Origin of the sequence: Actinoplanes lutulentus, from assembly GCF_003259845.1 — a bacterium.
Classification (GTDB): Bacteria; Actinomycetota; Actinomycetes; order Mycobacteriales; family Micromonosporaceae; genus Actinoplanes; species Actinoplanes lutulentus.
Window position 1 is genome coordinate 23651 of sequence record NZ_QLMJ01000002.1, and the last position, 24565, is coordinate 48215.

General features: G+C 68.9%; 27 protein-coding genes and 4 tRNA genes. 22 read left to right on the forward strand and 9 right to left on the reverse strand.

What is annotated here, in order from left to right; all coding sequences use genetic code 11:
- Positions 1 to 121 precede the first annotated feature (121 nt).
- The 4 genes from B0I29_RS03530 to B0I29_RS03540 all read left to right on the forward strand — a co-directional run bounded on the left by B0I29_RS03530 (position 122) and on the right by B0I29_RS03540 (position 1794).
- Positions 122 to 865 carry a hypothetical protein gene (locus B0I29_RS03530; protein ID WP_146616708.1) on the forward strand — a complete coding sequence of 248 codons (744 nt, stop codon included), beginning with the start codon at positions 122 to 124 and terminating at the stop codon, positions 863 to 865.
- 169 nt (positions 866 to 1034) lie between these two features.
- A complete protein-coding gene (locus B0I29_RS47370) occupies positions 1035 to 1163 on the forward strand; it encodes a hypothetical protein (protein ID WP_260329561.1) in 129 nt (42 codons plus the stop codon).
- On the forward strand, positions 1151 to 1393 hold the full coding sequence (locus B0I29_RS03535) for a Fic family protein (protein WP_245972193.1): 243 nt from the start codon (positions 1151 to 1153) through the stop codon (positions 1391 to 1393). The genes B0I29_RS47370 and B0I29_RS03535 overlap by 13 nt, the downstream gene beginning before the upstream one ends.
- Entirely contained in the window at positions 1393 to 1794 is a 402-nt protein-coding gene (locus B0I29_RS03540) for a hypothetical protein (RefSeq protein ID WP_220091293.1), read from the forward strand. The genes B0I29_RS03535 and B0I29_RS03540 overlap by 1 nt, the downstream gene beginning before the upstream one ends.
- Before the next feature lie 124 nt (positions 1795 to 1918).
- On the opposite strand, the gene B0I29_RS46515 is transcribed toward B0I29_RS03540, so the two are convergent.
- A complete protein-coding gene (locus B0I29_RS46515) occupies positions 1919 to 2119 on the reverse strand; it encodes a hypothetical protein (protein ID WP_245972194.1) in 201 nt (66 codons plus the stop codon).
- A gap of 95 nt (positions 2120 to 2214) precedes the next feature.
- Positions 2215 to 2715: a hypothetical protein gene (locus B0I29_RS03550; RefSeq protein ID WP_111647396.1), complete on the reverse strand. Its 501-nt coding sequence runs from the start codon at positions 2713 to 2715 to the stop codon at positions 2215 to 2217.
- Positions 2716 to 2800: 85 nt separating this feature from the next.
- On the opposite strand from B0I29_RS03550, the gene B0I29_RS03555 reads away from it, so the two are divergent.
- Positions 2801 to 4024, forward strand: a complete 1224-nt coding sequence (locus B0I29_RS03555; RefSeq protein WP_111647976.1) for a flavin monoamine oxidase family protein — start codon at positions 2801 to 2803, stop codon at positions 4022 to 4024.
- A gap of 36 nt (positions 4025 to 4060) precedes the next feature.
- On the opposite strand, the gene B0I29_RS03560 is transcribed toward B0I29_RS03555, so the two are convergent.
- Positions 4061 to 5428 carry a cation:dicarboxylate symporter family transporter gene (locus B0I29_RS03560; protein ID WP_111647397.1) on the reverse strand — a complete coding sequence of 456 codons (1368 nt, stop codon included), beginning with the start codon at positions 5426 to 5428 and terminating at the stop codon, positions 4061 to 4063.
- 85 nt (positions 5429 to 5513) lie between these two features.
- Here B0I29_RS03560 and B0I29_RS03565 point away from each other — a divergent pair, with 85 nt between their 5' ends.
- The 3 genes from B0I29_RS03565 to B0I29_RS03575 are packed head-to-tail and all read left to right on the forward strand — an operon-like array spanning position 5514 to position 9111.
- Positions 5514 to 7082, forward strand: a complete 1569-nt coding sequence (locus B0I29_RS03565; protein ID WP_111647398.1) for a sensor histidine kinase — start codon at positions 5514 to 5516, stop codon at positions 7080 to 7082.
- On the forward strand, positions 7079 to 7774 hold the full coding sequence (locus B0I29_RS03570; protein WP_111647399.1) for a response regulator: 696 nt from the start codon (positions 7079 to 7081) through the stop codon (positions 7772 to 7774). The genes B0I29_RS03565 and B0I29_RS03570 overlap by 4 nt, the downstream gene beginning before the upstream one ends.
- Positions 7771 to 9111: a glucose-6-phosphate dehydrogenase gene (locus tag B0I29_RS03575; protein WP_111647400.1), complete on the forward strand. Its 1341-nt coding sequence runs from the start codon at positions 7771 to 7773 to the stop codon at positions 9109 to 9111. The genes B0I29_RS03570 and B0I29_RS03575 overlap by 4 nt, the downstream gene beginning before the upstream one ends.
- Here the strand turns inward: B0I29_RS03575 and B0I29_RS03580 are convergent.
- Positions 9086 to 9862: a class I SAM-dependent methyltransferase gene (locus tag B0I29_RS03580; protein ID WP_111647401.1), complete on the reverse strand. Its 777-nt coding sequence runs from the start codon at positions 9860 to 9862 to the stop codon at positions 9086 to 9088. The two genes, B0I29_RS03575 and B0I29_RS03580, sit on opposite strands and share 26 nt — an antisense overlap.
- 53 nt (positions 9863 to 9915) lie before the next feature.
- Between B0I29_RS03580 and B0I29_RS03585 the strand changes: the two genes are divergently transcribed.
- Positions 9916 to 10464: a TetR/AcrR family transcriptional regulator gene (locus tag B0I29_RS03585; RefSeq protein WP_245972195.1), complete on the forward strand. Its 549-nt coding sequence runs from the start codon at positions 9916 to 9918 to the stop codon at positions 10462 to 10464.
- A gap of 7 nt (positions 10465 to 10471) precedes the next feature.
- Here the strand turns inward: B0I29_RS03585 and B0I29_RS03590 are convergent, their stop codons facing one another.
- The gene (locus tag B0I29_RS03590) at positions 10472 to 10840 is read right to left on the reverse strand and encodes a DUF2784 domain-containing protein (protein WP_111647403.1); all 369 of its coding nucleotides are present in this window, start codon (positions 10838 to 10840) and stop codon (positions 10472 to 10474) included.
- A 35-nt stretch (positions 10841 to 10875) separates the two neighbouring features.
- Here B0I29_RS03590 and B0I29_RS03595 point away from each other — a divergent pair, with 35 nt between their 5' ends.
- From B0I29_RS03595 to B0I29_RS03620, 6 genes are all read left to right on the forward strand, one after another.
- A complete protein-coding gene (locus B0I29_RS03595) occupies positions 10876 to 11616 on the forward strand; it encodes an SDR family NAD(P)-dependent oxidoreductase (RefSeq protein ID WP_111647404.1) in 741 nt (246 codons plus the stop codon).
- A gap of 246 nt (positions 11617 to 11862) precedes the next feature.
- Positions 11863 to 11935, forward strand: a tRNA-Arg gene (locus tag B0I29_RS03600).
- Between the two features lie 15 nt (positions 11936 to 11950).
- A tRNA-Leu gene (locus B0I29_RS03605) sits at positions 11951 to 12024 on the forward strand.
- 17 nt (positions 12025 to 12041) lie between these two features.
- Positions 12042 to 12114 (forward strand) — tRNA-Ala (locus B0I29_RS03610).
- A gap of 10 nt (positions 12115 to 12124) precedes the next feature.
- A tRNA-Met gene (locus tag B0I29_RS03615) sits at positions 12125 to 12198 on the forward strand.
- Positions 12199 to 12880: 682 nt separating this feature from the next.
- Positions 12881 to 13153 carry a hypothetical protein gene (locus B0I29_RS03620; protein ID WP_111647405.1) on the forward strand — a complete coding sequence of 91 codons (273 nt, stop codon included), beginning with the start codon at positions 12881 to 12883 and terminating at the stop codon, positions 13151 to 13153.
- Here B0I29_RS03620 and B0I29_RS03625 read toward each other — a convergent pair.
- The gene (locus tag B0I29_RS03625; RefSeq protein ID WP_111647406.1) at positions 13106 to 13612 is read right to left on the reverse strand and encodes a DUF4760 domain-containing protein; all 507 of its coding nucleotides are present in this window, start codon (positions 13610 to 13612) and stop codon (positions 13106 to 13108) included. The two genes, B0I29_RS03620 and B0I29_RS03625, sit on opposite strands and share 48 nt — an antisense overlap.
- A 147-nt stretch (positions 13613 to 13759) precedes the next feature.
- Here B0I29_RS03625 and B0I29_RS03630 point away from each other — a divergent pair, with 147 nt between their 5' ends.
- Positions 13760 to 14350, forward strand: a complete 591-nt coding sequence (locus B0I29_RS03630; RefSeq protein ID WP_111647407.1) for a dihydrofolate reductase family protein — start codon at positions 13760 to 13762, stop codon at positions 14348 to 14350.
- Here the strand turns inward: B0I29_RS03630 and B0I29_RS03635 are convergent.
- A complete protein-coding gene (locus B0I29_RS03635) occupies positions 14332 to 14895 on the reverse strand; it encodes an NUDIX hydrolase (RefSeq protein ID WP_245972197.1) in 564 nt (187 codons plus the stop codon). The genes B0I29_RS03630 and B0I29_RS03635 overlap by 19 nt on opposite strands.
- An 84-nt stretch (positions 14896 to 14979) precedes the next feature.
- Between B0I29_RS03635 and B0I29_RS03640 the strand changes: the two genes are divergently transcribed.
- A complete protein-coding gene (locus tag B0I29_RS03640; protein ID WP_111647408.1) occupies positions 14980 to 15747 on the forward strand; it encodes a class I SAM-dependent methyltransferase in 768 nt (255 codons plus the stop codon).
- Entirely contained in the window at positions 15744 to 17291 is a 1548-nt protein-coding gene (locus B0I29_RS03645) for a nucleotidyl transferase AbiEii/AbiGii toxin family protein (protein WP_245972199.1), read from the forward strand. Before B0I29_RS03640 ends, B0I29_RS03645 begins: the two co-directional genes overlap by 4 nt.
- A gap of 9 nt (positions 17292 to 17300) precedes the next feature.
- Here B0I29_RS03645 and B0I29_RS03650 read toward each other — a convergent pair whose 3' ends face one another.
- The gene (locus tag B0I29_RS03650; protein WP_111647409.1) at positions 17301 to 19196 is read right to left on the reverse strand and encodes an elongation factor G; all 1896 of its coding nucleotides are present in this window, start codon (positions 19194 to 19196) and stop codon (positions 17301 to 17303) included.
- A gap of 241 nt (positions 19197 to 19437) precedes the next feature.
- Between B0I29_RS03650 and B0I29_RS03660 the strand changes: the two genes are divergently transcribed.
- The 4 genes from B0I29_RS03660 (at position 19438) to B0I29_RS03675 (ending at position 23302) form a co-directional block, all read left to right on the forward strand.
- Positions 19438 to 20046 carry a CPBP family intramembrane glutamic endopeptidase gene (locus B0I29_RS03660; protein WP_146616709.1) on the forward strand — a complete coding sequence of 203 codons (609 nt, stop codon included), beginning with the start codon at positions 19438 to 19440 and terminating at the stop codon, positions 20044 to 20046.
- 96 nt (positions 20047 to 20142) lie between these two features.
- Complete coding sequence (locus tag B0I29_RS03665; RefSeq protein ID WP_111647412.1) at positions 20143 to 21747, forward strand: DHA2 family efflux MFS transporter permease subunit; 1605 nt, start codon at positions 20143 to 20145, stop codon at positions 21745 to 21747.
- 91 nt (positions 21748 to 21838) lie between these two features.
- The gene (locus B0I29_RS03670) at positions 21839 to 22495 is read left to right on the forward strand and encodes a phosphotransferase (RefSeq protein ID WP_245972204.1); all 657 of its coding nucleotides are present in this window, start codon (positions 21839 to 21841) and stop codon (positions 22493 to 22495) included.
- A gap of 21 nt (positions 22496 to 22516) precedes the next feature.
- Entirely contained in the window at positions 22517 to 23302 is a 786-nt protein-coding gene (locus B0I29_RS03675) for an alpha/beta fold hydrolase (RefSeq protein WP_111647413.1), read from the forward strand.
- 4 nt (positions 23303 to 23306) lie between these two features.
- On the opposite strand, the gene B0I29_RS03680 is transcribed toward B0I29_RS03675, so the two are convergent.
- Positions 23307 to 24524 (reverse strand): vWA domain-containing protein, encoded by a 1218-nt coding sequence (locus tag B0I29_RS03680; protein ID WP_245972206.1) that lies wholly within the window; start codon positions 24522 to 24524, stop codon positions 23307 to 23309.
- Positions 24525 to 24565: the final 41 nt, after the last annotated feature.

Below are 24565 nucleotides of genomic sequence, written 5' to 3' on the forward strand. Positions count from 1 at the left end.
GCCACGCACCGCTCTCACCGTCGGGTGAAAAGCCACCCGGGTCGGATTTGATCGATTTATGTCGTTAGAGTGCCTGTTTCGGCGTACCCAAGAGGGGTTTGTCTTTGACGGGGGTGGCTTGATGGGCAGGCGGACGGCTCGGGGTGGGGCGGCGCTGGTCGTGGCGGTGGCCATGGCGATGAGCGCGTGCGGAGGCAACGGCGCGACACCGGAGGCCGGTGGCGGCGTGAAGCCGACCGAGGCGGCGAAGGACGCGAGCACCGCGCTGATCGACGCCGCGACGACGCTGCAGAAGCAGTCGTTCAAGAGCGTCATCGACATGGGTGAGGCCGGGACGGTGAACGGCGTGATGGACCCGGTCACCAAGACCGGCGAGTTCCTGATGGAGGCCGAGTCCGACGGCACCACGGTCAAGACCGAGATGCGGATCGTCGGCGGCGTCAACTACGTCAGGCTGACCATTCCGGGCGCCGACATCCCGGGCATGGACGGCACGACGTGGCGCAAGCTCAGCGGCGCCGGCGGCACCGGCACGCTCGGCGGATTCGACGCCTCCGACACCGTGAAGAGCCTGGAAGCCGCCAGTGAGGTGGCCTGGGCCGGCGACGACGCGGTGACCGGGACCATCGATCTGACCAAGGCCGGGCAGCAGCTCGGGATGGGCGCGGACGTCGCCGACAAACTCGCGACCAAGACGGTGCCGTTCCAGGCGGGGTTCGACGGTGAGGGGCGCCTCGTCCGTTACTCGGTGACGGTGCCGGGCGTGGGGTCGGAGCCCGCCACCACGATGAACATGACGTATTCGGACTTCGGCCTGCCGGTCACGGTGAAGGCGCCGGCGGCGTCGGAGATCGCGACCAGCTGAGAGCGGGACCGGCCCGGTGCTTGGCGCACCGGGCCGGTTCTTCGGGAGAGGGTCAGTCGGTGATGGAGATGTCGTCGATGAAGCCGCGGTAGGCGCCGGTCTTGGCGGGCTGGTCGTAACCGATATGCTGCCGTTGTACTTCTGCGGGTAGATCCAGTAGCTGAGCACGATGGACGCCTGCACGCGGATGCCGCTGAGGTTGATCGTGCGCATGTACGCGTACGACTGGGTGGCGTTGTTGTCCATGCCGGAGATCCCGACGCGCCGGCGTACGCACGTGCGGCGATGGCCCACCTGAACCTCGTGGCCGTCCACCCGTGGCGCGACGGCAACGGCCGGACCGCACGAGCACCGCACACCCTGGTCCTGGCCCGCGCCGGCGAACTCGCCCCCGAGTTCTCCTCCATCGAAGAGTGGCTGGGCGAGCAGACCAACACGCCGCACTACTACGAAGCCCTCCGCACCACCCAGGGCGGCAGCTTCCAGCCGCAACCCGAGCGCAGGTCCTCGTTGAATAGACTCCGATGATGAGTGTGGTCTGGGCGGCGACCGAGCTGAGATCCCGCCGCTTCTCTCCCGCCGTGGTGCGGTCCGACCCGGCGGAGCTGGAGGACCGATTCCGCCGGCTGCGCAGCCGGCGCATCCGTGGCTACATCGAAGTGGGGATCCCGGACTCCGAGTCCCCGAAGCTGACCATCGGCTTCCGCGGCGAGTACGCGGTCATCCACATGGTCGCGGGCCCACAGTCCTTTCTGCTCGCCGGCGACGACAGCGTGCCCGACGAGGCCTACGTCGAGCTGCCGGTCATGGACGAACTGGCCCGGTTCACCGGCGACGTCGTCCTGCGGGTTCATCGCGGGTGGGACCTGATGCGCGCCTTCATCCGCACGGGTCGGGCCGCCGACCTCGGCGAGTGGCGCGCGTTGTAGCCGGGGGAACTGCGCTGCGCGGACGAAATGGCCCGGACCGCCGGCGACCACCATTACCCGGTTGTGGTCGTCCTGGCGGGCCCGCTCAACCGCGTGCAGCACCAGCTCGTACGCCACCCGCTGCTCATCGAGCAACGTGAAGTGCGACCGTTCCTTCAGTTTCTCGGGCGGCGAACGTCAGCAGGTGCCGGCTCGGGCGCACAGCACTATTCATGAACCGGTCCGCAGCGAATTCCGCGACATCCCGATCGACGGCATTGTGCAGATAGGTGCCCGCCATGTGCTTGACGGTGACCAGTCGTTCATTGCCTTCGTGCAACTGCACGAAATGATCGTGCGGATGGGAGGCATATCCAGGTTCGGGAAGCCTGTCGGACCGCTTACTTGACTACGCAGACCTTATCGGTGTCCGCTCTGTCGCTACGACGTGCGAGAGCGGGCCTTGCGGACGTCGGCGAACTGAAATGCCAGTTGGGCTGCGAATTCGAGGCCGGCCATGCGTACGGCCAGGGCTCGGGTTGGGTGGGTGTGGCCGTTTCGGGTGAGGCGGGTCAGCCAGCGTTTCTCCAGCTGGTGGCGGGCCACGATCGCGGCGACGCTCAGGCCGATCGCGCCCACGGCCAGGGCTGCCTTGCGTTTGTCGAAAGGCGGCTCGGGCTCGCTGGTGGCTGCACCCTCACTCACCGGGAACGGGTTCTCTCCGACGATCAGCTCGGCATCAGCATCAAAGGCGTCCTCTGAGGTGGAGGCGTCGTCCGGTGATACCAGGTATCCGACCGCTCCCACCACCGCCACCGTGCCGAGTCGCGCCAGGCGGCGCTTTGCCGGTGGGAGTTCGCGAGCGGCGATCCATGCGCTGCTGAGGACGGCTTGCAGAGCGGCCAGTCCGATGGCCCGCGGATATGTAGCAGGAGCACCCATACCGCGACGATAGCCTCACCGGTCAACAAGATCGGCAGGCGAAATGCCGAGGCGCGGGTGGATCTTGGAAACCTATGCTGCGGGCATGGGTGTGCTGGTGGCTTCGGCTGTTTCTCGGTGGGGGGATGATCCCTGGGCTCGGGGGTCCTGGAGTCTGATCGGGCGTGGCGGGTCGCCTGCTGATCGGGCCGCACTCGGGGAGCCGGTCGGTGGGCGGTTGCGGATCGCTGGGGAGGCTACGCATCCGACCCGGGCCGGGATGACTCATGGGGCCTATGAGCAAGGAGTTGCCGCCGCGGAGTGGGCTGTTGAAGCCGGGCACCTTCGGATCGCTGTCGTCGGGGCCGGGATGGCCGGCCTCGGCGCCGCCCGGGAACTCGGTCGGCGGGGTGTCGCGGCTGAGGTCTGGGAAGCCCGGAACCGGGTCGGCGGGCGGACTACCGGGGTGGACGTCGGCGGGTTCGGTTTTGACCTGGGCGCCAACTGGCTTCAGCAGTATGACGACAACGTTCTTGCTCGGCTTGCTGAAGAAATCGGGCTCGCCGTTGTTGCCACCGATTTCACGGATCCTTTGGTGCTGGGGCCGGCTCGTTTGGGCGTACCCAAGGAATTAGAGGGTGAGTTGCGCGCTCGGCTTGGGTCTGCGTCGCCGCAGGCGGCGATCGGGGATGTGGTGGGTGAGTGGCTTCGGGAGCCTGGGCGGTTTGCGGCGGCGGCGATTCGCGATTTTGTGGACGCTGAGATCGTGATGGATTCCGGGGCGCCGTTGTCGTGGTTGAGTGCGCGTTATGGGTTCGAGCCCGGGGTCGGCGAAGGGGATCGGTGGATCGTCGGGGGATATCGGCTGTTGGTGGAGCATTTGGCCGGCGGGGTGGATGTCCGGCTGCAGCGGCCGGTGACCGAGATTCGGGTTGGGGAGCGTGGCGTCACGCTTGTCGGTGATGGGCAGGTGGCCGATTTTGATGCGGCGATTGTGACAGTGCCTCTGCCGGTTCTCGCGACAATCGGCTTTGCGCCTGCTCTTCCGGATAGGCATCGGGTCGCGGTGGGGCGGCTCGGTATGGGGCGGGTGGAAAAGGTGGTGCTGCGGTTCGAGCGCCGATTCTGGCCTGAACATGCGGCGGGGTATTACCGGGTTCACGGGCCTGGTGAGAACGAGATCTGCGAGTGGCTGGACGCGAGCGCGGCGGATGGGGTGCCTACGTTGGTGGGGCTTTTCGCCGGCCCGTGGCTTGAAGAATTGTGGGACGGGACCGACGCCGAGGTGGCGGAACGAGCGGCGGAAATTTTCCGGGACGCCGTGGGATAGAGAGAAGCCACCCCGCAGCAGCGGGGTGGCGCTTCTTCACGAGGGCGTCGCCGCCGGCTCCGGCTTGGTCGTCGGTGCGGGCTCTGAAGACGGGCCGTGGTCATCAACCATCGTGGACTCGTCGAACGGGTCGCCGCCGCTCAACACCAGCGCTGCCCTCTCCCGATCAAATTCGCGAGTCCACGTCCCGATCAGCACCGTCGCCACCGCGTTGCCGGCGAAGTTCGTCAGCGCCCGCGCCTCCGACATGAACCGGTCGATGCCCACGATCAGCCCGACACCGTCGACGAGATCCGGCCGGTGGCTCTGCAACCCACCCGCCAGCGTCGCCAACCCGGCACCGGTCACCCCGGCGGCACCCTTGGACGCGATGATCATGAACACGAGCAGGGAGATCTGCTCGCCGACCGATAGCGGATCACCCATCGCCGACGCCACGAACAGCGACGCCATCGTCAGATAGATCGCGGTGCCGTCGAGGTTGAACGAATACCCGGTAGGCACCGTGATCCCGACGACCGGCCGCGAAACCCCGACGTGTTCCATCTTCGCGATCAGTCGCGGCAGCGCCGACTCCGACGACGACGTGGAGACGATCAGCAGGAACTCCCGGCCCAGGTATTTGAACAGGGTGAAGATGTTGATCCGGGCCACCATCCAGAGGATCGCGCCGAGCAGGCCGAAGACGAAGATCGCGCAGGTCAGGTAGAAGCCGAGCATGATCTGCCCGAGGCTGATCAGCGCGTCCACGCCGGTGGCGCCGACGACCGCGGCGATCGCACCGAACGCACCGATCGGGGCGAGCCACATCAGCATCGCCAGGACCCGGAAGACTACCTTCTGGAACAGGCCGATCGCCCGCAGCACCGGCGCGGACGACTCGCCGAGGCCCTGCAACGCGAAGCCGACCAGCAGGGCCGCGAGCAGCGTCTGCAGCACGTTGCCCTCGGTCAGCGGGGAGATCAGCGTGGTGGGAATGATGCCGAGCAGGAAGTCGGCGGTGCTCTCGCTGCCGGTCTCACCGACGGCCTTCTGACCGGCGGCGGCGATCGTCTCGTTGAGTTGCATGCCGGAACCGGGGTGGATCAGGTTGCCGACGACCAGACCGATGGCGAGCGCCACCGTCGACATCGTCAGGAAATACCCGAGGGCGAGCCCGCCGACCTTGCCGACCTTCGCGGCCTGCCGGACGGAGCCGACCCCGAGGACGATGGTGCAGAAGATGACCGGGGCGATCATCATCTTGATCAGATCGACGAAGCCGGTGCCGATCGGGCGCAGCTCGACGGCGAAGTCGGGCGCGAGGAAGCCGACGCCGATGCCGAGCAGGACGGCCACGACGACAGCCGGATAGAGGTATCTGGTGCGGTCCTTCTTGACCTTCGGGGCGGGTGCGGTTTCCATGACGTGAATGTGGCCTGGGTCTCACTCCAGATCACGATTGAGTTCATTCTGTTCACCCGAAGGCGAACTCGGAAGGCGTGCAAGCGTGACGAAGCGGTGGAGCATCGCCAGACAGCTCTTCGCGTTACAAGTGCTGGTCGTGACCCTGCTGGTCGCGGTCGGCACCACCGGCGCCGTGCTGCTGGCCCGCAAGGACGCCCGCAACGCCGCGGTCGAGGAGGTCAAAGCCGTCGCCGAGACGATCGCGCTGTCCCCGGCCGTCGTCGACGGGCTGCACAGCAGCGACCCGACCGCCGCCCTGCAACCCTGGGCGGAGGCGACGAGGAAGGCGACCGGCACCGACTTCATCGTGGTGATGGCACCCGACCGGACCCGGTACACCCACCCCACCACCAGGCTGATCGGCCTGCCGTTCGCCGGGAACATCGACGGCGCGCTCGACGGCGGAACCGTGGTCGAGGAGTATCGGGGGAGCCTCGGGGACTCCGTGCGTACCGTCGTCGCGGTTTTCGAACCGGGGACCGTGAGCGTCATCGGCCTGGTCTCCGTCGGCATCACCACCGCCGCGATCAACCGCAACCTGATCGCGCAGCTGCCGGTGGTCGCGACCGCGACCGGCATCGCGCTGCTGCTCGCCGCCGCTGGGGCGTGGCTGCTCAGCCGGCGCCTGCGGCGCCAGACTCACGGCCTCGGCCCGGCCGAGATGACCAGGATGTACGAGTACTACGACGCCGTCCTGCACGCGGTCCGCGAGGGCCTCGTGGTCGTCGGCCGCGACGGCGAAGTCGAGTTGATCAACGATGAGGGTCGCCGCCTGCTGGGTGTTTTGGAAGAAGGACCGACCGACCTGCCCGACGAAGTGGCCGCCCTGATCAGCGAACAACGCCCGACCGTCGACGAACCGGTCCTGGTCGGTGACCGGACGCTGGTCGCCAGCCGCCGCGAGACCCGCTTCGACGGCCGTCTGCTCGGCACCGTGCTCACCCTGCGCGACCACACCGAACTGCGCGCGCTCACCGGCGAGCTCGATTCGGTACGGGGTCTGACCGAAGCTCTGCGCGCCCAAGCCCACGAAGCCGCGAACCGCCTGCACACCGTGCTGACCATGGTGGAGCTGGGCCGCACCGACGAGGCGATCGAACTGGCCACCGCCGAACTCGCCCTGGCCCAGCAGCTCACCGACCAGGTCGTCGGCGCCGTCGAGGAACCCGCCCTGGCCGCGCTGCTGCTCGGCAAGAGCGCCCAGGCCGGAGAACGCGGCGTCGAACTGACCGTGGACCCTTCATCCCGGCTGGAAGGCGGTGTGGAAGGCGCGCCGCTGCCGGCCCGCGACCTGCTCACCGTCGTCGGCAACCTGGTCGACAACGCCCTGGAAGCCGTCGCCGGCCGCGACCTGCCCCGCAAGGTCGAGGTCCTGATCCGGCACGCCGACGCCGAGGTGCTGGTCAGGGTGCGCGACAACGGGCCGGGGCTGAGCCCCGAGCAGGCAGCTGCCGCGTTCCGGCGCGGCTGGTCGACCAAGCAGGGCGAGGGACACGGCATCGGCCTGTCCCTGGTCCGGCAGGTCGCCGAACGGTACGGCGGAACCTACGAGATCTCGTCGCCGGAGGACGGGGGAGCGGTGCTGACCGTCCGGCTCCCGGTGCCGTCGTGATCCGCGTCCTCGTCGTCGACGACGAACCACTGATCGCCGAAGCCCACCGCGCCTACACCGAACGCGTAACCGGATTCACCGTCGTCGCCGTCGCGCACACCGCCCGCGACGCCATGACCCGGCTGCGCGCCGAACCGATCGACCTGGTGCTGCTCGACCTCAACCTGCCCGACAAACACGGCCTCGAGATCGCCCGCGCCCTGCGCGCCGCCGGCAGCGGCACCGACGTCCTGGCCGTCACCTCGAACCGCGACATCGACATGATTCGCCAGGCCGTCGCCCTCGGCGTCACCCACTACCTGCTCAAACCGTTCACGTTCGCCGCGTTCCGCGACAAACTCGACGGGTACGCCTCCTACCGCCGCCAGCTGCTCGAAGCCGGCCAGGTCGCCGCCCAGCACGAGGTCGACCGGGTCTTCGCGACCCTGCGCGGCGCCACCGGTGACACCCTGCCGAAAGGCCTCGACCAGCGCACCTTCGACCTGATCCTCGGCGCGCTGCGATCAGCCGCACCGGCCGGGCTCTCCGCCACCGAGGTCGCCGGGCGCACCGGAACCTCCCGGGTCACCGCCCGCCGATACCTCGAACACCTCGCCGACGCCGGCCGGGTGGTGCGCAGCCCGCGATACGGCGGACCCGGGCGCCCCGAAGTCGAGTACCGGCCCGGTCCCGCGGGTATCGGGAATCCATGACGGACCAGAGCCTCATCATTCTCGGCGCGAGCGGCGACCTGACCGCCCGGCTGCTGCTGCCCGGCCTCGGCGCGCTGCTCGCCGCCGGACACGTCCCGGGCCTGCAACTGATCGGCGCGGCGACAGAGGACTGGGACGACGCGCGCTGGCGTTCGCGGGTGAGCGATTCCTTCGGTTTTTCTTGGGATAAAACCCGCTATATCCAGGCAGACGTCACGAAGGCAGATGATCTCCGTGCGGTGCTCGCCGCTGCGGACGGACCTCCGGCGATCTTCTTCGCCCTGCCGCCCGCCGTGACCGCCCGCGCCTGCTCTGTTCTCCTCGACGTCGATTTGCCGCCGGGCACTCGCCTCGTGCTGGAGAAACCGTTCGGCACGTCATCACAGGCGGCCGCTGAGCTGAACAGCCTGCTGACCCGCCTGGTCCCCGAGAAACAGATCCACCGCGTCGACCACTTCCTCGGCAAATCCACGGTCCTCAACATCCTCGGCCTGCGCTTCGCCAACCGGATCTTCGAACCCCTGCTCACCAGCACCCACGTCGCCTCGGTCGACATCGTCTTCGACGAGGACCTCGCCCTGGAGAACCGCGCCGGCTACTACGACCACGCCGGCGCCCTCGCCGACATGATCCAGAGCCACCTGCTGCAGATCCTCGGCCTGCTCACCATGGAGCCACCCACCAGCCTCGACGCCGGCGAACTCCGCGACCGCCTCGCCGACGTCCTGCGCGCCACCCACATCTGGGAGGGCAACCCCGCGGCCTTCAGCCGCAGAGCGCGATACACCGCCGGCTCACTGCAGGGCAGACAACTTCCCGGGTACGCGCAAGAGCCCGGCGTCGATCCGTCCCGCAACACGGAGACCCTGGCCGAAGTCGTGCTGGCCGTCGACACGTGGCGCTGGGCCGGTGTGCCGTTCCGATTGCGCTCCGGTAAGGCGATCGGCGACAGCCGCAAGGAAGCCGTGATCACGTTCCGCTGCCCGCCCCGGGTCCCGGACGGCCTGACCGGATACGACGAACACGACCGGCTGCGGATCGGCTTCGGCCCGGACAAGCTGGCCCTGGACTTCAACATCAACGGACCCGGCGACCCGTTCGTGCTGGACCAGGTGACACTGGAAGCGGGCTTCGGACCGGGCGACCTGCCGCCCTACGGTGAGGTGCTGCGCGGCGTCTTCGACAACGACCCGACCCTGTCGATCCGGGCCGACGTCGCCGAACAGTGCTGGCGGATCGTCGAACCGGTGACGGCGGCGTGGGCCGATGGGAAGGTGCCACTGCTGGAATATCCGGCGGGCAGTACCGGTCTTACGGATTCGCTGTTGAAGCCGTAGTCACCACTGTTGTGTAGTCGATCGTGACGGTGCCGTCGAGGGCTGCGGCGAGGCCGTCGAGCAGCGCCTGGAGTTCGCCGGGCGGGAGAAGGTTGTGACCGCCCGCGGTCGGAACCATGTCCAGCCAGGCCTCCCGGGTGTAGGTGTGCTCCCAGTCGAAGTTCCAGAGAACGGGTTCGCTGAAGGCTTTGCTCTCCCGGAGGCCGTCAGCGGCCCGGTCGTGGAAGCCGGTTCCCGTGTTCTTCGGGACTGCCCACGGGTTGAACGGCAGGCTCGGCGCCACCCGGCGATAGACCTCGCCGAACCGGGCCGCCACCTCCGGGCTCGGCGCCAACGCGTTCCAGAACAGCGCGATCATCCCGCCCGGCCGCAGCACCCGCGCCGCCTGTTGTGCGCCCGCCAGGGGATCCACCCAGTGCCAGGTCTGCCCGGCGATCACCGCGTCGAAGCGTCGGCGTTTTGGATCCCAGGTTTCGAAGGCTGACACCTCCACCTCGATGCCGTGCGTGCGGGCGAGCGCGGCCATCCGCTCGTCCGGATCGACGCCGAGCACCCGGCACCCGGCGGCTTGGAACTGCCGGGCCGCGATGCCGGTGCCGACACCGACATCCAGCACGCTTTTCGGGCTCGGCAGGGCCGCGACGATCCGCTCGACCATGGGCTCGGGATAGCGTGGCCGGGTCCGGTCGTAACGCTCGGCGTCCTGGCCGAACGACTCCGCGATCCGACGTAGCTCATTCGGAGTGGGCATGTGCCCACTATAGGAAAGGCGAGGCGTTGCCGACAGGGGTAGCCATCCGTGACGTGCGCGAACAGCTCTTCGACGCGGCCGACCGCATCCTGCTCACCGCCGGCCCCGACGCGCTGACCAGCCGCGCCGTCACCACCGAGGCCGGATGTGCCAAAGGTGTCCTGCACCGGCACTTCACCGACTTCGACGCATTCCTCGCCGATTACGTGCTCGACCGCGTCCACCGGATGGACGCCCAGGCCGCCCGGCTCACCGAAGCCGCCGGTACCGCCACCGTCGTCGACAACGTCGCCGACGCCCTGACGGCCCTGTTCGGGTCGGTCGCCGTCGCGATCGTCGCCCTCGTGACGTTCCGCGACGAGCTACGCGCCCGGCTCCGGGAATCCTGGCCCGCCGGTGTCCCGGTGCTCACCGAAGGCGCCCTCATGATCGCCGGATACCTCGAAGACGAACGCGCCCGCGGACGCGTCCCGGCCGACGCCGATGTGGACACGCTCGCCGCGATCCTGATCGGGACCGGACATCTGCTCTTCGCGGACCGTACCGGAGCCTCGCCCGAACCCGCAGCCGTCAGGCACATGGTCTCCCGAGTCCTGGTGTGAGTTTTTCTCAGCGGCGAGCCGGCGCCGCTCGGCGTCGCCGATGCGCCGCGCCGACCCACGAGACCGCGACGACGACGGCGGCGAGCACCTGGATCGGCACCAGGAACCGCTCCGGATAGATCACCCCGGTCAGGTACGTGTCGATGAAACCGCCGCTCAGCCCGGCACTGCCGGCCCGCTCCCGAGCCCGATCCTCCACCCAGGTCAGCGGGCAGTTGAACCGGAACACCGCGATTGCCAGACCCCAGCTCGCGGCCAGCAGATGCGCCCAGATCGCCCTCGGCCACCGCCACGCGAGGAAGCCACCGGCCACCACGAACGCGACGAAGGCGAAGTGCAGCACCATCGTCGCGTCGGCCAGGATGCGCCATCCCATGCGACCAGTCTGGGCCACCAGGCACAATTCCGGCTATGGGCGGACGGTGCGCGGGCAAGATCGTGGTGGTCACCGGTGCGGCACGCGGTCAGGGCGCCGCCGAGGTCGACGCGTTACGCGCCGAGGGCGCCACAGTGATCGCCACCGACGTCCTGCCCGGCGAAGGCATCCGCCTGCTCGACGTGTCCCGCCTCGACGAATGGCAGATCCTCGCCTCGGACCTGCGATCCACCTACGGACGCATCGACGCCATCGTCAACAACGCCGGCGTCACCGGCCGCGACCGGCTGCCCGACATCGACCCGGCCAACTGGGAACGCGTCATGGCGATCAACGTGACCGGGCCGATGTACAGCATGAAAACCCTGGTCCCGCTCATGCCGGCCGGCTCGTCCATCATCAACATCTGCTCGGTCGCGGCGATCTCCGGGCACGCCGCCGCGCCGTACACCGCCAGCAAGTGGGCCCTGCGCGGCCTCACCCGCAGCGCGTCGCTCGAACTCGGCATCCGCGGCATCCGGGTCAACGCCGTGATGCCCGGCCTCATCGACACCCCGCTGATGGACTCCGCCCCGCAGGAGTTCTTCGACGCGGCCCTGCCGGAGATCCCACTCGGCCGGGTCGGTGTCCCGGCGGACGTGGCGCCGCTCATCGTCTACCTGGTGTCGGATGAGTCCGCGTACGTCAACGGCGCCGAGATCGTCGTCGACGGCGGCCTCACCGCCCACGTCTCCCACAAGGCCATCGCCGACGCCACCCGCCCGCCGTTTAAATAGATTGCCGGTGCCGCGCCAGCTGCCTATCGTCGTACTCACCACGACGGGAAAGGGGCACGACGATGATGCGACGAGCAGTGCTCCTCCTGAGGTGGCGCGCCTAGCACTCCGCTAGCGACTCACGCGCCGCCCTTTCCGACTCCGGAAACCGGGCGGCTTTCTTTTTATCGACCTTTCTCCATCGGCGCCGCGTGCTTCTCTCTCGCGCCGCGCCGCCCACCCGGCTGTCCGGCCGGGTGGGCCCACGTCTCCGTAGCTCAGCGGATAGAGCACCGGATTACGGATCCGGCGGCCGGGAGTTCGAATCTCTCCGGGGACACGCACGCAAGTGGAAGCCCTCGTGGCCCAACAGGCAGAGGCACCAGGCCGAGGACCTGGACGGTGCGCGTTCGAATCGCGCCGAGGGCACGCAGTTTGTTGTTGAAGGGCTCGTAGCTCATCTGGGAGAGCGCCTGTCTTGCAAACAGGAGGTGGCCGGTTCGACCCCGGCCGGGTCCACGCACGTCATGTCGCCGTAGCTCAGGAGGCAAGAGCGCCGCCCTCATAAGGCGGAGGCCGGTGGTTCGACCCCACTCGGCGACACCGAGGAAGCCATGCCGAACGACGGCGTCGCGTGAATCCCGGTTCCGTACTCGTACCGCAGGTTCGCGTCCGCGATGACCCGAGCGGCGTGCGGCAGCACCGGGTGCGGACCGATCTTGTCGACGGCCATCCGGCGGATCGCCCGATTCAGCTTGCTGGAGGCACTGGTGACAGCCGGCCAGTCCCACGCGGCCGGATCACCCAGGCGGCGAATGGTTCCTGCCCACGCTGACGCGCGTTTCTCGCTGTTGTGATTGGTGTGGGTCCAGCGCAACTCCTCCGTCCCGAAGAGGCCGCCGTAATCCAGCTGAATGAGCCCCCAGCCCTCGCAGGTGTATCGGAACGTGGCATCGACGACCCCGGGAACGAAGTTGATACGTTCCGCCACCGGCTCCGGTCCGGCACCGACCACCAGCAGTTGCAGGTGCCGTCCATGCTGATCCGCAGGCACCTTGTCGAGGGCCCGGAACTCACGCAGCTGGTGATCGTGCCGCGAGCCGGACTCGAAGACACGGAACAGCCCCAGCTCGAACACCGTCCGAAGCACCGCGGACCAGTCCTCGTCCGCGGCATAGAAATCCAGGTTCGGCACAGCCCCACTATGCCTATACCTTCCGATAGAGGCGAGAATCCCGCTGCCGGCAGATCCGCCGGACCCGGTGCCGCTGCCAGAGTCATCGCCATGGAGAACACCCCGGAAATCAGCAACAAGCGCGTCTGGCTCCGCTACCTCGTCATCGCGATCTCCTGCGCCCCGCTCGCCGTGATCAGCGTTGTGCACACCATGGGCCGCACCGACGACTTCGGCATCCTCGGCGACTGGTACGTCATGGTCCCGCTCACCGTCGCCGCCTTCCTGGCCTGGACCCTCATCGAGAAGGCGATCACCTGGGCCACCCGCCCCGAGCTACCGCACGCCGAGGCGATCCCAGAAGTCCGCGGGGAGGCCGGCTGAACGCCGGTATCGCTGCACCAGATTCTCCAGATGGACCGACTCGAGTGGCGAGGCCGTCGCCCTCCTGGCCTCGATGTACGGCTTCACCGCCGCCCACACCATCGGCGGCGACCGGTGAAAACAGGCGATCACCAGATCGATGTCGATGTGCCGCTTCTCGACCAGGACGCCGAGAACCTCCAACTGGTCCAGCATCTGCCAGAAGCGGTGGAAGTCCTCCCGGCTCAGCCGGTCCGCGTCGAACTCCTCGGGTGACCCGAACTCCTTCGACAACAATCGCCGCCGGAACTCGCGGGCCTCGATGGAATGGTATTTCTCCTGAAAGGCCAGCAGCGCCGTCAAATGCCTGTTCACCCGAGCTTCGCGCAGCTGGAAATACGCGTAGACGCAGGCGATGGTGACGATTGTCGCGCTGATCCCGTCACTCACCGCGCCGACGGCGTCCCAGTTCACCGACATGACTTCAGTAGAGCAGCAGCGAGCACCGACTTGCGTGAGTGAATATGTGACATTTGGTCACCCTCACGTGTTGTGGCATCCCCTGCATATTGCCAGGAACGGCAGCAGGGACGAGTCTGCGGAGACACTCGTCGAAGGAGGGCCGCCGTGGGCAAAGTCGTGTCCGCGCTGTCCATGTCGCTCGACGGCTTCGTGGCTGACGAGCACGGCGGCGTCGGCGAACTCTTCGGCTGGTACCAGAACGGCGACGTCGAGATCCCCAGCGCCGACCCCCGCTGGACGTTTCACGTCACCGAGGCCAGCGCCCGCTTCCTGCGACCCGCGGTGAGCGGCGCGGTCGGCGCGCTGATCTGCGGCCGCCGGCTCTTCGAGCGCACCGACGGCTGGAAGGGGCGGCACCCGGCCGGCTGCCCGATCTTCGTGGTCAGCCACACGCTGCCCGCCGGCTGGCCGCGCGACGACCTGCCGGTCAGCTTCTACCCGGACGCGATCGCCGCCCTCGACGCCGCCCAGACGGTCGCCGGCGAACGCGTCGTCGCCGTCTCCACACCCACGCTCACCAGGCAATACCTCGACGCAGGCCTGCTCGACGAGATCACCGTGTCGCTCATACCGGTTCTGCTCGGCGAGGGCATCAGCTTCTTCGGCGGCCTCACGATCGCCCCGATCCGCCTCGACGGCCCCGAGGTCATCGACGGCAGCGGCGTCACCCACCTGACCTACCGCGTGATCAGGTGAGATGCCTTCGCCAGGAACCGGAACAAGTGCGGATCGAAGCGCGCCCGATCCGCCGCGAACAACTCCTCCGGCGACCACCACCGCACCTCGCGAAACTCACCCTGATCAGGGGTCAGGCTCTGATCAAGACCGAGCGAGAGTACGAACCACAGACTCACGTCCGTATGCCCGGCATCCATTCCGACGGTCCGGGTGACGGTCAGGAACAGCGGATTCTCGTCGATCCCGCCGTCGACACCGAGCTCCTCGCGCACCTCACGAGCCGCCGTCTCACGCGGGTCCTCGTCCACTTCGACGTGACCACCGGGCGGTAGCCACAGCCCGGCGTTGACGTGATCGACGAGCAACACACTGCCGCTGGCCGGGTCCACCGGCACCACGTACGACACGAGGTGCTGCGCCGGCTCGGCCGGCTTGACCCGCCGGAACACGTCACCGGTGCTGCGCAACCATCCCAGGGTGTGCGCCCGATGTTCCGCTTCCAGATTGTCGAACGGATCGAGTGCCGTCACCAGGTTGTGTACGAGCATCACTGACTGCCGCATCCGGGCATGATGCCACGCGATCGTTGCCGGGATGGTCACGTTGGCATAGCGAAACCCGGTTGACGCTCGCGCGAGCATGACAGCGTGCGGGGATTCGAAGAGTTGATCAGCGAGGCGGTTGCGGCGGACGTGACCGGCTGGGATTTCGGCTGGTTGCGGGGCCGGGCGTTGGAGGAACGGCCCCCGTGGGCGTACCAAAGAGTGCTGGCCCATCGCCTGCCCGGCGCCGAGTCCGCTCTTGATCTTGATACCGGTGGTGGTGAGGTGCTCGCCGGCGTGCCGCGCCTCGCGCGGCGCACGGTCGTGACCGAGGGCTGGCCGCCGAACGCCGAACGCGCCCGCCACCTGCTCGGCCCGCGCGGCGTCGAGGTCGTCGAGGTGCAGCAGGGCGCGCCGCTGCCGTTCGCCGACGGCGAGTTCGACCTGGTCACCAGCCGTCACCCGGTCGATCCGGCGTGGGGCGAGATCGCGCGGGTGCTCGCGCCGGGCGGCACCTATCTGGCGCAGCACGTGGGCCCGGCGTCCGCGTTCGAGCTGATCGAGTTCTTCACCGGCCCGCTGCCGCGGCAGCGCCTCGCGCGAGATCCGCGCGCGGAGACCTCAGCGGCGCGAGCTGCGGGTCTGCGCGTGGATCAAGCCCCTTTGGTACGCCTGAAGATGGAGTTCTTCGACGTCGGCGCGGTCGTGTGGCTGCTGCGCAGATGTGTGTGGTGGGTGCCGGACTTCGACGTCGAGCGTTACCGTCCGCAACTGGTGGCGATGGACGCCCGCATCCGCGAGCAGGGCAGTTTCGTCGCCCACTCCACCCGAACCCTGTTCGACGCCCGGCGCCTGGATAGGCTCCCTCGGTGATCGACGGCACCTTCGAAACGCACATCACGGTGCGGGCGCATGAGGGACCCGCGCTGCGGCAGTTCGCCGACGAGCACGGTCTGAAGTTCCTGCACATCGAGCTGGACCGGGGCACGTGGCGCTCGCAGCCGATGCTCACCCTGCACGGTTCCGGAACCCTCGAGGCACAGCAGGCCGTGGTCCGCGAGTGGTGTGAGCGGTTGTCGGCCGCCGGGTTCGCGCCGCAACGATCCAAGATCGAGGCGACACCGTGGTCGGCCGGGGTGCCGGAGACCGATGCCGATGCCAAGACCGAGCCGGCCGACCGATACTTCGAACACCACGTGAAGGTGCGACTGTCCTCGGCTCGGATCGTGGAGCTGCTGGCCGTCACCGAGGTCGCCGAGCGGCACGGGGCCCGGCTGTCCCGCAACGCCCGGCGCCGGGACAGCGATGGCGCGCAGGAGCGGTTCGTCAATCAGCGCTGCCGGCATGTCGGCCGGCAGTCCGCGGCCGAGCGGCTCGACCGTCTTGTCGAGGATTTTCGGGCGGCAGGCCACGAGGTGGTCAGTGCCGAGCAGGAGTACGTGGTGCACGACAGCCATCTCGACCTGGACCACGGCTGGCTGAACCCGCCGACCCCACCGTTCTACAACTCCCGGTACGAGGACGTGCGCCGGGTCGCTCCGGCCGGCGCGGCCGGCTATCCCGTGACGTATCGACCGCTCCCGGACGGGTGGGAGATCGAGCAGCGGGCCGCATTCGACCCGGCGCTCAAACAGCACGGATACGCGTACCGGGCCGGGGAACCGACCTTCACCGATCCCGAGCTCGGACTGCGCTGGCAGCAAGCCCGGCGCTCGGCACTGCGGCACCTGCTCACCGTGATCGGCGGAAGCGGCGCGGCCGAGCATCTGGTGCTGCGAGGCAGTGCCGCGATGGCAGCCTGGTTCGGTGCGGCCGCCCGCGAACCGGGCGACCTCGACTTCGTGGCCATCCCGGCCTCGATGACCAGTGACAGCCCGGCGGCGCGTGCCCTGCTCGACGACATCGTCGCGGCGGTGACGGCCAGGCCCGGAGCCGGGCTGCGGCCGGCGGAGACAGCCGAATCGGCGATCTGGACGTATGAGCGCGCCGACGGGCGGCGGCTGGTCATCCCGTTTGGTGCGCCCGGGATCCCGGACGGATCCGTGCAGATCGACGTCGTGTTCGGCGAGGACCTGCCGATCCCGGCGTCGCCGATCACCGTGTTCGGACAGCGGATCTTTGCCGCGACCGCTGAGTTGTCATTGGCGTGGAAGCTGATGTGGCTGGTGACCGACGGATATCCGCAGGGCAAGGATCTTTACGACGCGGTGCTGCTGGCCGAGTACACCACCGTCGACCTGGGGCTGGTCCGGGAACTGCTGCGGCCGGAACTCGGCGGCGAGGCTGACGCCTTCACCGCCGAGACCGTCCTGAACCTGCCGGACATCGACTGGCGCAACTTCACCGACGAGTACCCGCAGGTCGAGGGCGACGGACAGCACTGGCTGCGCCGGCTCGCTATCGCCCTCGACCGGTAACCCGGGCGATTACGCCGCGGGGCGGTAGCCCGCCGGGCGGCTCGTGAAGGTTCCACGGCCGTGGGTGCGGCTGCGGAGCCGGCTCGCGTATCCGAACAGCTCAGCCAGCGGGACTACCGCCGTCACTGTGCGTACCCCTGAGTCGGTGATCTGAGCGCGGCGCGCGGCAAGGTCGCCGAGTACCGCGCCGAGCGCGTCGGACGGCGCGCTGACCGTGACCTCCGCGACCGGCTCGAGGAGTTCCAGCGTGGCGGCGTGCAACGCCGCCCGCAGGCCGAACGGGCCGGCCGCCCGGAACGCCATCTCCGACGAATCCCTCGGATGCGTCTGACCGTCGCTCAGGGTGACCGCCAGGCCGGTCACCGGATGACCGGCGAGCGGGCCCGCCGTCAGGGCTTCGCGGCAGCCGGCCTCGACGGCGCGCACGTATTCGGCCGGGACACGCCCGCCGGTCACCGCCGACGTGAAGGTGAAGCCGGTGCCGAGGGGCGCCACGTCGAGGGTGACGACGGCGAACTGGCCGGCGCCACCGTCCTGTTTGACGTGCCGGTAGGTGATGCCGGTGACGCCGGCGGCGACCCGTTCGCGGTAGGTCACCTGCGGACGACCGGTAGTCACGGCGATGCCGGTCGTCTGACGCAGCTTCTCCACGGCTACCTCCAGATGCAGTTCACCCAGTCCGGACAGCAGGATCTGACCGGTTTCGATCTCGGTACGCACGCCCAGCGACGGGTCCTCCGCCGTCAGCGCGGCCAGCGCCGGAGGCAGGCGTAACGCGTCCTGGCGGGTACGGGCCTCGACCGCGACTGAGACGAGTGGTTCCGCGGAGCGTGGTGCCTCCAGCAGGACCGGATGCGCGCGTTCGCAGAGGGTGGTGCCGGCCTTCGCGGCTTTCACCCCGGCTACCGCGACGATGTCGCCGGCGGTCGCCTGGTCCACATCGGTGTGCTTGTCGGCCTGGACGCGCAGGATCCGGGCGATGCGTTCGGTGTGCTGTGCGCCCGTGTCCCACACGGTGTCCCCCTTCGTGATCGTGCCGTCGTAGACGCGCAGGTAGGTGAGGCGCCCGGCTCGCTTGAACACGAGCGCGGCCAGGTGCGCGGCCGGGTCGCCGGCCGGCGCGGGCAGATAGTCGACGACGGCGTCGAGCAGCTGTTCGACGCCGATGTCGCGGTAGGCGGAGCCGCAGAGCACGGGTATTGCCTGGTGGTTGTGGGTGAGGTCGCGGATGGCGGACCGCAGGGTGTCGTCTGACATGTCGGATAGTTCTTCCAGTGCCCCGGCGTGGAGTTCTGCGACGGCTTCTTCGAGGCGTTTCCGCGCCGAGGCCACGGCATGCTGCATGGCGGCGTCGAGGAGCGGACGTTCGCCGGGTGCCGCCCGCCTGCTGATCAGGTTGATCACGCCGGTGAAGTTGCCCTCCCGGCCGATCGGCACCTGCAGCACCAGCGGCACCACCCCGAGCCGCTCCCGGATCGACGCCACCGCCGCATCCAGGTCCGCGCCCGGGCGGTCCAGCTTGTTGACGAACGCGATCCGCGGCACCGCGTACCGATCGGCCTTGCGCCAGACGGCCTCGCTCTGCGGTTCCACTCCGGCGACGCCGTCGAACACGGCGACCGCGCCGTCGAGAACCCGCAGCGACCGCTCGACCTCGTCGGAGAAATCGACGTGGCCGGGCGTGTCGATCAGGTTGAGGCGGTGCTCGTTCCAGTCGCAGCTGACCGCCGCGGCGAAGATGGTGATGCCACGATCGCGCTCCTGAGGATCGAAATCGGTCACGGTGGTGCCGTGATGCACCTCGCCGGTCCGGTGCGTCGCGCCGGTGGTGAAGAGGATGCGTTCGGTGAGGGTGGTCTTGCCGGCGTCGACGTGGGCGAGGATGCCGAGATTGCGGACACGCATTGTCATTCGTCTTTCGAAGCTGATCCGATGATGGACAGCGCCGGCCGGACCGCGAGTCAGATGCGGTCAGGCACGTCCGGCCTCGATGGCGCAGCCGAGGCCGGGCACACCAGACACGAGGATCAGCTCGAAGAGCGACGCGGGGACGACGACGGCGGTGCGGTAACGCACGGCGGTCTCCTCCCTGGTCGATGCACGTGTTCGTTTTCGTTGGAGGGAGGTTACGAGGCCTGTGGTCGCGGTGTCGATCGCTTTATCGGTGATGGTGGTGGTCCGGATCTGGAACCGGACCGGCCCCGGATGGGCCCAGCCGATCACCGGTCCGCTGGCCGCGGCGCTGCTGGTCCTTCTCACCGGCGTGCCGCCGGCTCTCGGGACCGGCTATGGGTACGCCCTAACCGGCGTCCTCGTGATCGCCGCATGTTACGGGCTGGCCCTGCTCATCCCACCCACCCGCCGCGCCCTGGCCGCCCAGTACTTCCCGACCCCGTGGCGCACGGCGATCCTGGAGATCCCGCTCGCGACAGTGGTCTTCGAGGAGATCGCCTTCCGCGGGGTGCTCTGGACCCTGATCGACCGGCAACACGGTCCCGTCTGGGCTACAGGCGTCACCGCCGTGCTCTTCGGGCTCTGGCACATATCACCCGATCCAGCCCTCCGATCGCAGCTCGGCACAGTGGCGTTCACCACCATTGCCGGTGTGGCATTCGGCCTGCTCCGCGACGTTTCCGGTGGCCTGCTGGCGCCGGTAGCCGTGCACTGGGCAGCCAATGGCCTGGGAGTTCTCGCATCGACGGCGGTCCGCGCACGTTCCGGTGATGATCGTCGTGGGCCCGTTGCGAACGGGTAAAAGGCCTTCTGCCGGCAGTTAAAAGGGGACGTGGACCTGGAATTACGTCGCTAGGCTGCACGGCGTGCATCCCGGGTGCGCGCAGGCCCGCATCGTATGCCGCAGGATTCCCGGTCCCCAGGAGATTTCGTGAGTACACAACCCGTGGCAGCGCCGGCCAAACTCGACGGCGCCGTTCTTAAAATCGCCGGTGTCGTGGTCCTCGGCGCCATCATGTCGATCCTCGACATCACCGTGGTCAGCGTTGCCCTGCCCACTTTCCAGACCGAGTTCGGCGCGACGTACGCCGAGGTCGCCTGGACCATGACCGGTTACACCCTGGCCCTGGCGACGGTGATCCCGCTGACCGGCTGGGCCGCCGACCGGTTCGGCACCAAGCGTCTGTACATGACCGCGCTGCTGCTCTTCACTCTCGGCTCGGTGCTCTGTGCCACCGCCGACAGCATCGGCCAGCTCATCGGATATCGGGTTCTGCAGGGCCTCGGCGGCGGCATGCTGATGCCGCTCGGCATGACGATCATGACGAAGGCGGCCGGCCCGGAGCGGATCGGCCGGCTGATGGCCGTGCTCGGCGTACCGATGCTGCTCGGCCCGATCGGCGGCCCGATCCTCGGCGGCTGGCTGATCGACGCCGCGAGCTGGCACTGGATCTTCCTGATCAACCTGCCGATCGGCGTCATCGCCCTGGTCTACGCCCAGATCGTGCTCCCGAAGGACAGCCCCGAGCCGTCCGAGTCGTTCGACTTCATCGGCATGCTGATGCTCTCGCCCGGCCTCGCGCTCTTCCTGTACGGCGTGTCCTCGCTGCCGGAGACCGGCACCATGAGCGCCACCAAGGTGTGGGTGCCGATGCTCGCCGGCGCCCTGCTGGTGATCGGTTTCGTCTTCTACTCGTTCAAGCCGCAGCACCCGCTGCTCGACCTGCGCCTGCTGCGCAACCGCAACCTGACCGTCGCCTCGGTCACCCTGGCCGTGTTCACCGTCGCGTTCATGGGCGCCGGCCTGCTGTTCCCCAGTTACTTCCTGCAGATCCGCGGCGAGTCGACACTCGACGCCGGCCTGCTGATGGCGCCTCAGGGACTCGGCGCCATGGTCACCATGCCGATCGCGGGCATGCTCGCCGACAAGGTGCCGGTCGGGCGTACCGTGCCGTTCGCCCTGCTGCTGATCGCCGCCGGCTTCTTCGCGTTCACCCAGGTCGGCACGGACACGTCGTACCTGCTGCTGTGCGGTTCGCTGTTCGTCATGGGTCTCGGCATGGGCGGCACCATGATGCCGATCATGACGGCGGCGCTGCGGACGCTCACCAACAACGAGGTGGCCCGCGGTTCCACCCTGCTGAACATCCTTCAGCAGATCGCCGGTTCGATCGGCACCGCGATCATGTCGGTGATCCTGACCAACCAGCTCAACCAGTCGCCGGCCATCCCCGGCGTCACCAACCCGGTGAGCGGCGAGCCGGTCTCCGAGGCCGGTCTCGCGATCGCCGCCGTACAGGACCCGTCGGTGGGCCAGCAGTTCCCCGACCCGTCGGTCCTGGAGCGTGGCCTGCAGTTCGCCGCGGACTCGTTCGCGACGACCTTCATGGTGGGTTTCGTGCTCACCCTGCTCACGCTGATCCCGGCGTTCTTCCTGCCCCGCAAGCGGCAGGCCGCGTCCCTGGAGTCCGAGGGCGCCGCGACCCCGGTCATCCTGCACTGAGTTTCGAGTTTTGCGGCGGGGCCGGGCGGACGGAGAAGTCGCCCGGCCCTTCGCCGTTTCCCTGTCGACGGTCGTCGCTATGGTGGCGGAGGTGACCGGATTGCCTCTGATCGGAACCGGACGGCAGGCGGACGTCTTCGCCCTCGACGACCATCGCGTCCTGCGTCGCTATCGCGACGGCACGGACACCACCCCGGAAGCCGAGATCATGGCGCACCTCGCGCGCTTCGATTTCCCCATACCCCAGGTGTACGAGGTAGGCGGCACCGACCTGATCCTGGAACGCCTCGACGGCACCACCATGACCGAAGCCTTCACGACAGGCCGCATCGACGTGGCCGAAGGCGCCGCCTGTCTGGCCGACCTGCACCACCGCCTGCATACGCTCCCGGCCCGCACCGCCCGCCACCCCGGCGACCGGATCCTGCACCGCGACCTGCACCCGGAGAACGTCCTGCTGACCTCCCGCGGCCCGGTCGTCATCGACTGGAACAACGCGAGCGAGGGCCCGCCGGAGGTCGACGTGGCGTTGACCGCGGTCATCCTGGGCCAGGTCGCTGCCGATCCGGCACACCCGATGGCCTCGGCCGCCCGCTCGTTCCTGACCGCCTTCGCCCGGGTGGCCGGCGTCGACGTGCTGGCCGGCCTCGACGAAGCCGTCCTGATCCGGGCGGCCGACCCCGCGCTGACCTCGGACGACGTCGCCCGGCTGCCGTCGGTCGCCGCGCTCATCACATTTTTGTCATAGGCCGGTGGCAGCATCCCCGGCATGCGCTTCGTCGAGAAGGGCGCCGGGACCCCGGTGCTCGCCCTGCACGGCTGGACACCCGACCACCGGCTCATGCTCGGCTGCCTCGAGCCGATCTTCGAGGCCAGACCCGGTTATCGCCGGCTCTACCCCGACCTGCCCGGCATGGGCGCGACACCCGCTCCACCAGGCATCGCGAGCAGCGACGACGTGCTCGCCGAGGTGCGCCGCTTCATCGACGCCGAGATCGGCCAGGAGCCGTTCCTGCTGCTCGGCGAGTCGTACGGTGGCTATCTCTCCCGCGCCCTGACCCGCGACATCCCGCAGCGGATCCGCGGCGTCGCGATGATCTGCCCGACCGGCGTGGTCCGGCGCGAGGACCGTGCCCGCCCCGCCCACCAGGTGCTGCGCCGCGACCCGGCGCTCGACCTCGGCGACGATCCCCGCTTCGCCGCCGAGTTCGCGGAGATGGCGGTCGTGCAGACCGCGGAGACCGTGCGCCGCTTCCGCGAGGACGTCTGGGACGGCCTGGAGATCGCCGACACAACCACCCTGGCCCGCATCGAGCAGCGCTGGGAGCTCAGCGCCGACCCGGAGAGCGGCCCGCCGTTCACCCGCCCGTCGCTGATCCTGACCGGCCTGCAGGACGCGTCGGTCGGTTTCAGCGACCAGTTCGCGTTGCTCCCGCACTACCCGAGAGCAACGTTCGCCGTCCTCGACGTGGCCGGCCACAACCTCCAGTTCGAGCAGCCCACCCTGTTCAACGCCCTGATCAACGAATGGCTCGACCGTGTGGCCGCGGAGTGAGCTCTCATCCGATTCGCACCACCCGAGCCCACTTCGGCGGTGGCTGTCGCACATAGCCGGTGTTCTCCGAGTACCTCACCGGGCGCGGGAAGAGCCCGATCACCGTCCGGCACGACGGCTGCCGCTCCGGCCAGGGAGTCTGGCCGTCGGTGAGCGCCACGACGACGTCCGGTCGCGGGTTGCTCCGCAGCGCCTGCCCGAAACCGGCCCGCAGATCAGTGCCGCCACCGCCGATCAACGGGATCGACTCTGCCCGGCACAGCGGTACCGCGATGCCCGCCGCCGCGTCACAGGAGATCACCGACACCGCGTCACGCCGTCCACCGGTGGCCCGCCCGATCGCGGCCACCTCCAGGAGTGCGCTGCCCAGCTCGGCGTCGCTCACCGACCCCGAGGTGTCGATCACCACGCAGACCCGGGGCGGGCGTCGCAGCAGACTCGGCAGGATCACACCGGGCAGGCTCGCCGACCGGCGAGCAGGTCTTGCGTACGCGTAATCGTCACCCGTGCCGGCCCCGGACACCGACGACCGCACCGCCGCGCCGAGCAGCTGCCGCCACGGCTGAGGCGGGTGGAACGCCTCCTCGGCCCACCGCTTCCAGCCGTCCGGCGCGTCACCGGGCCGCCCCTGGATCCCCTGGGCCACCCGGAACCGAACCCGGTCCCGCTCCTCCTTGCTAAGCGCGTTCGCCCCACCGGGGCCGAGGTCCCAGGGCCGTTCGCTGCCGTCAGCGCCGCTGCCACAGTCCAGCCACGCCCACTGATGCGTACGTGGGCCGAGCCGGAACTCCCGCAGGTACTCCTCCATGAGCCGGCCGCATTCCATCCCGAGGCGGCTCGGATTGACGGCACCGGCCGGGACGGGCAGCCCGTCACCGAACGCATCGTCGTTGATCTCGCAGTCCGCGGCGATGTTCATCCGCAGCCGTTCACCGGGCCCGTCCACGTCATTCTTCGCGGCGTACCGATCCCCGCGCCCGTGGTGGTCCCGCAGCAGGTGCGACACCTCGTGCACCCAGACCGACGCCAGCTCCGCGAGCGGCGTGCGCTCCACGAACGCCGCCGACACATAACACCGCCAGTGCCGGTCCACAGCCATCGTCGGCACATCCCGCGACTCGACGGGATGAAGCGCGAACAGCGCGGTGGCGAGATAAGGCCGGGCCCGAGTCGCCAAGAGCCGAGCGGCAAACAGCTTCTCCCAGTCGACCTCGTGCTCCACGGCCGCGGGATGCCCCGCCGCCGGGCGCGCTGTCGCCGTGC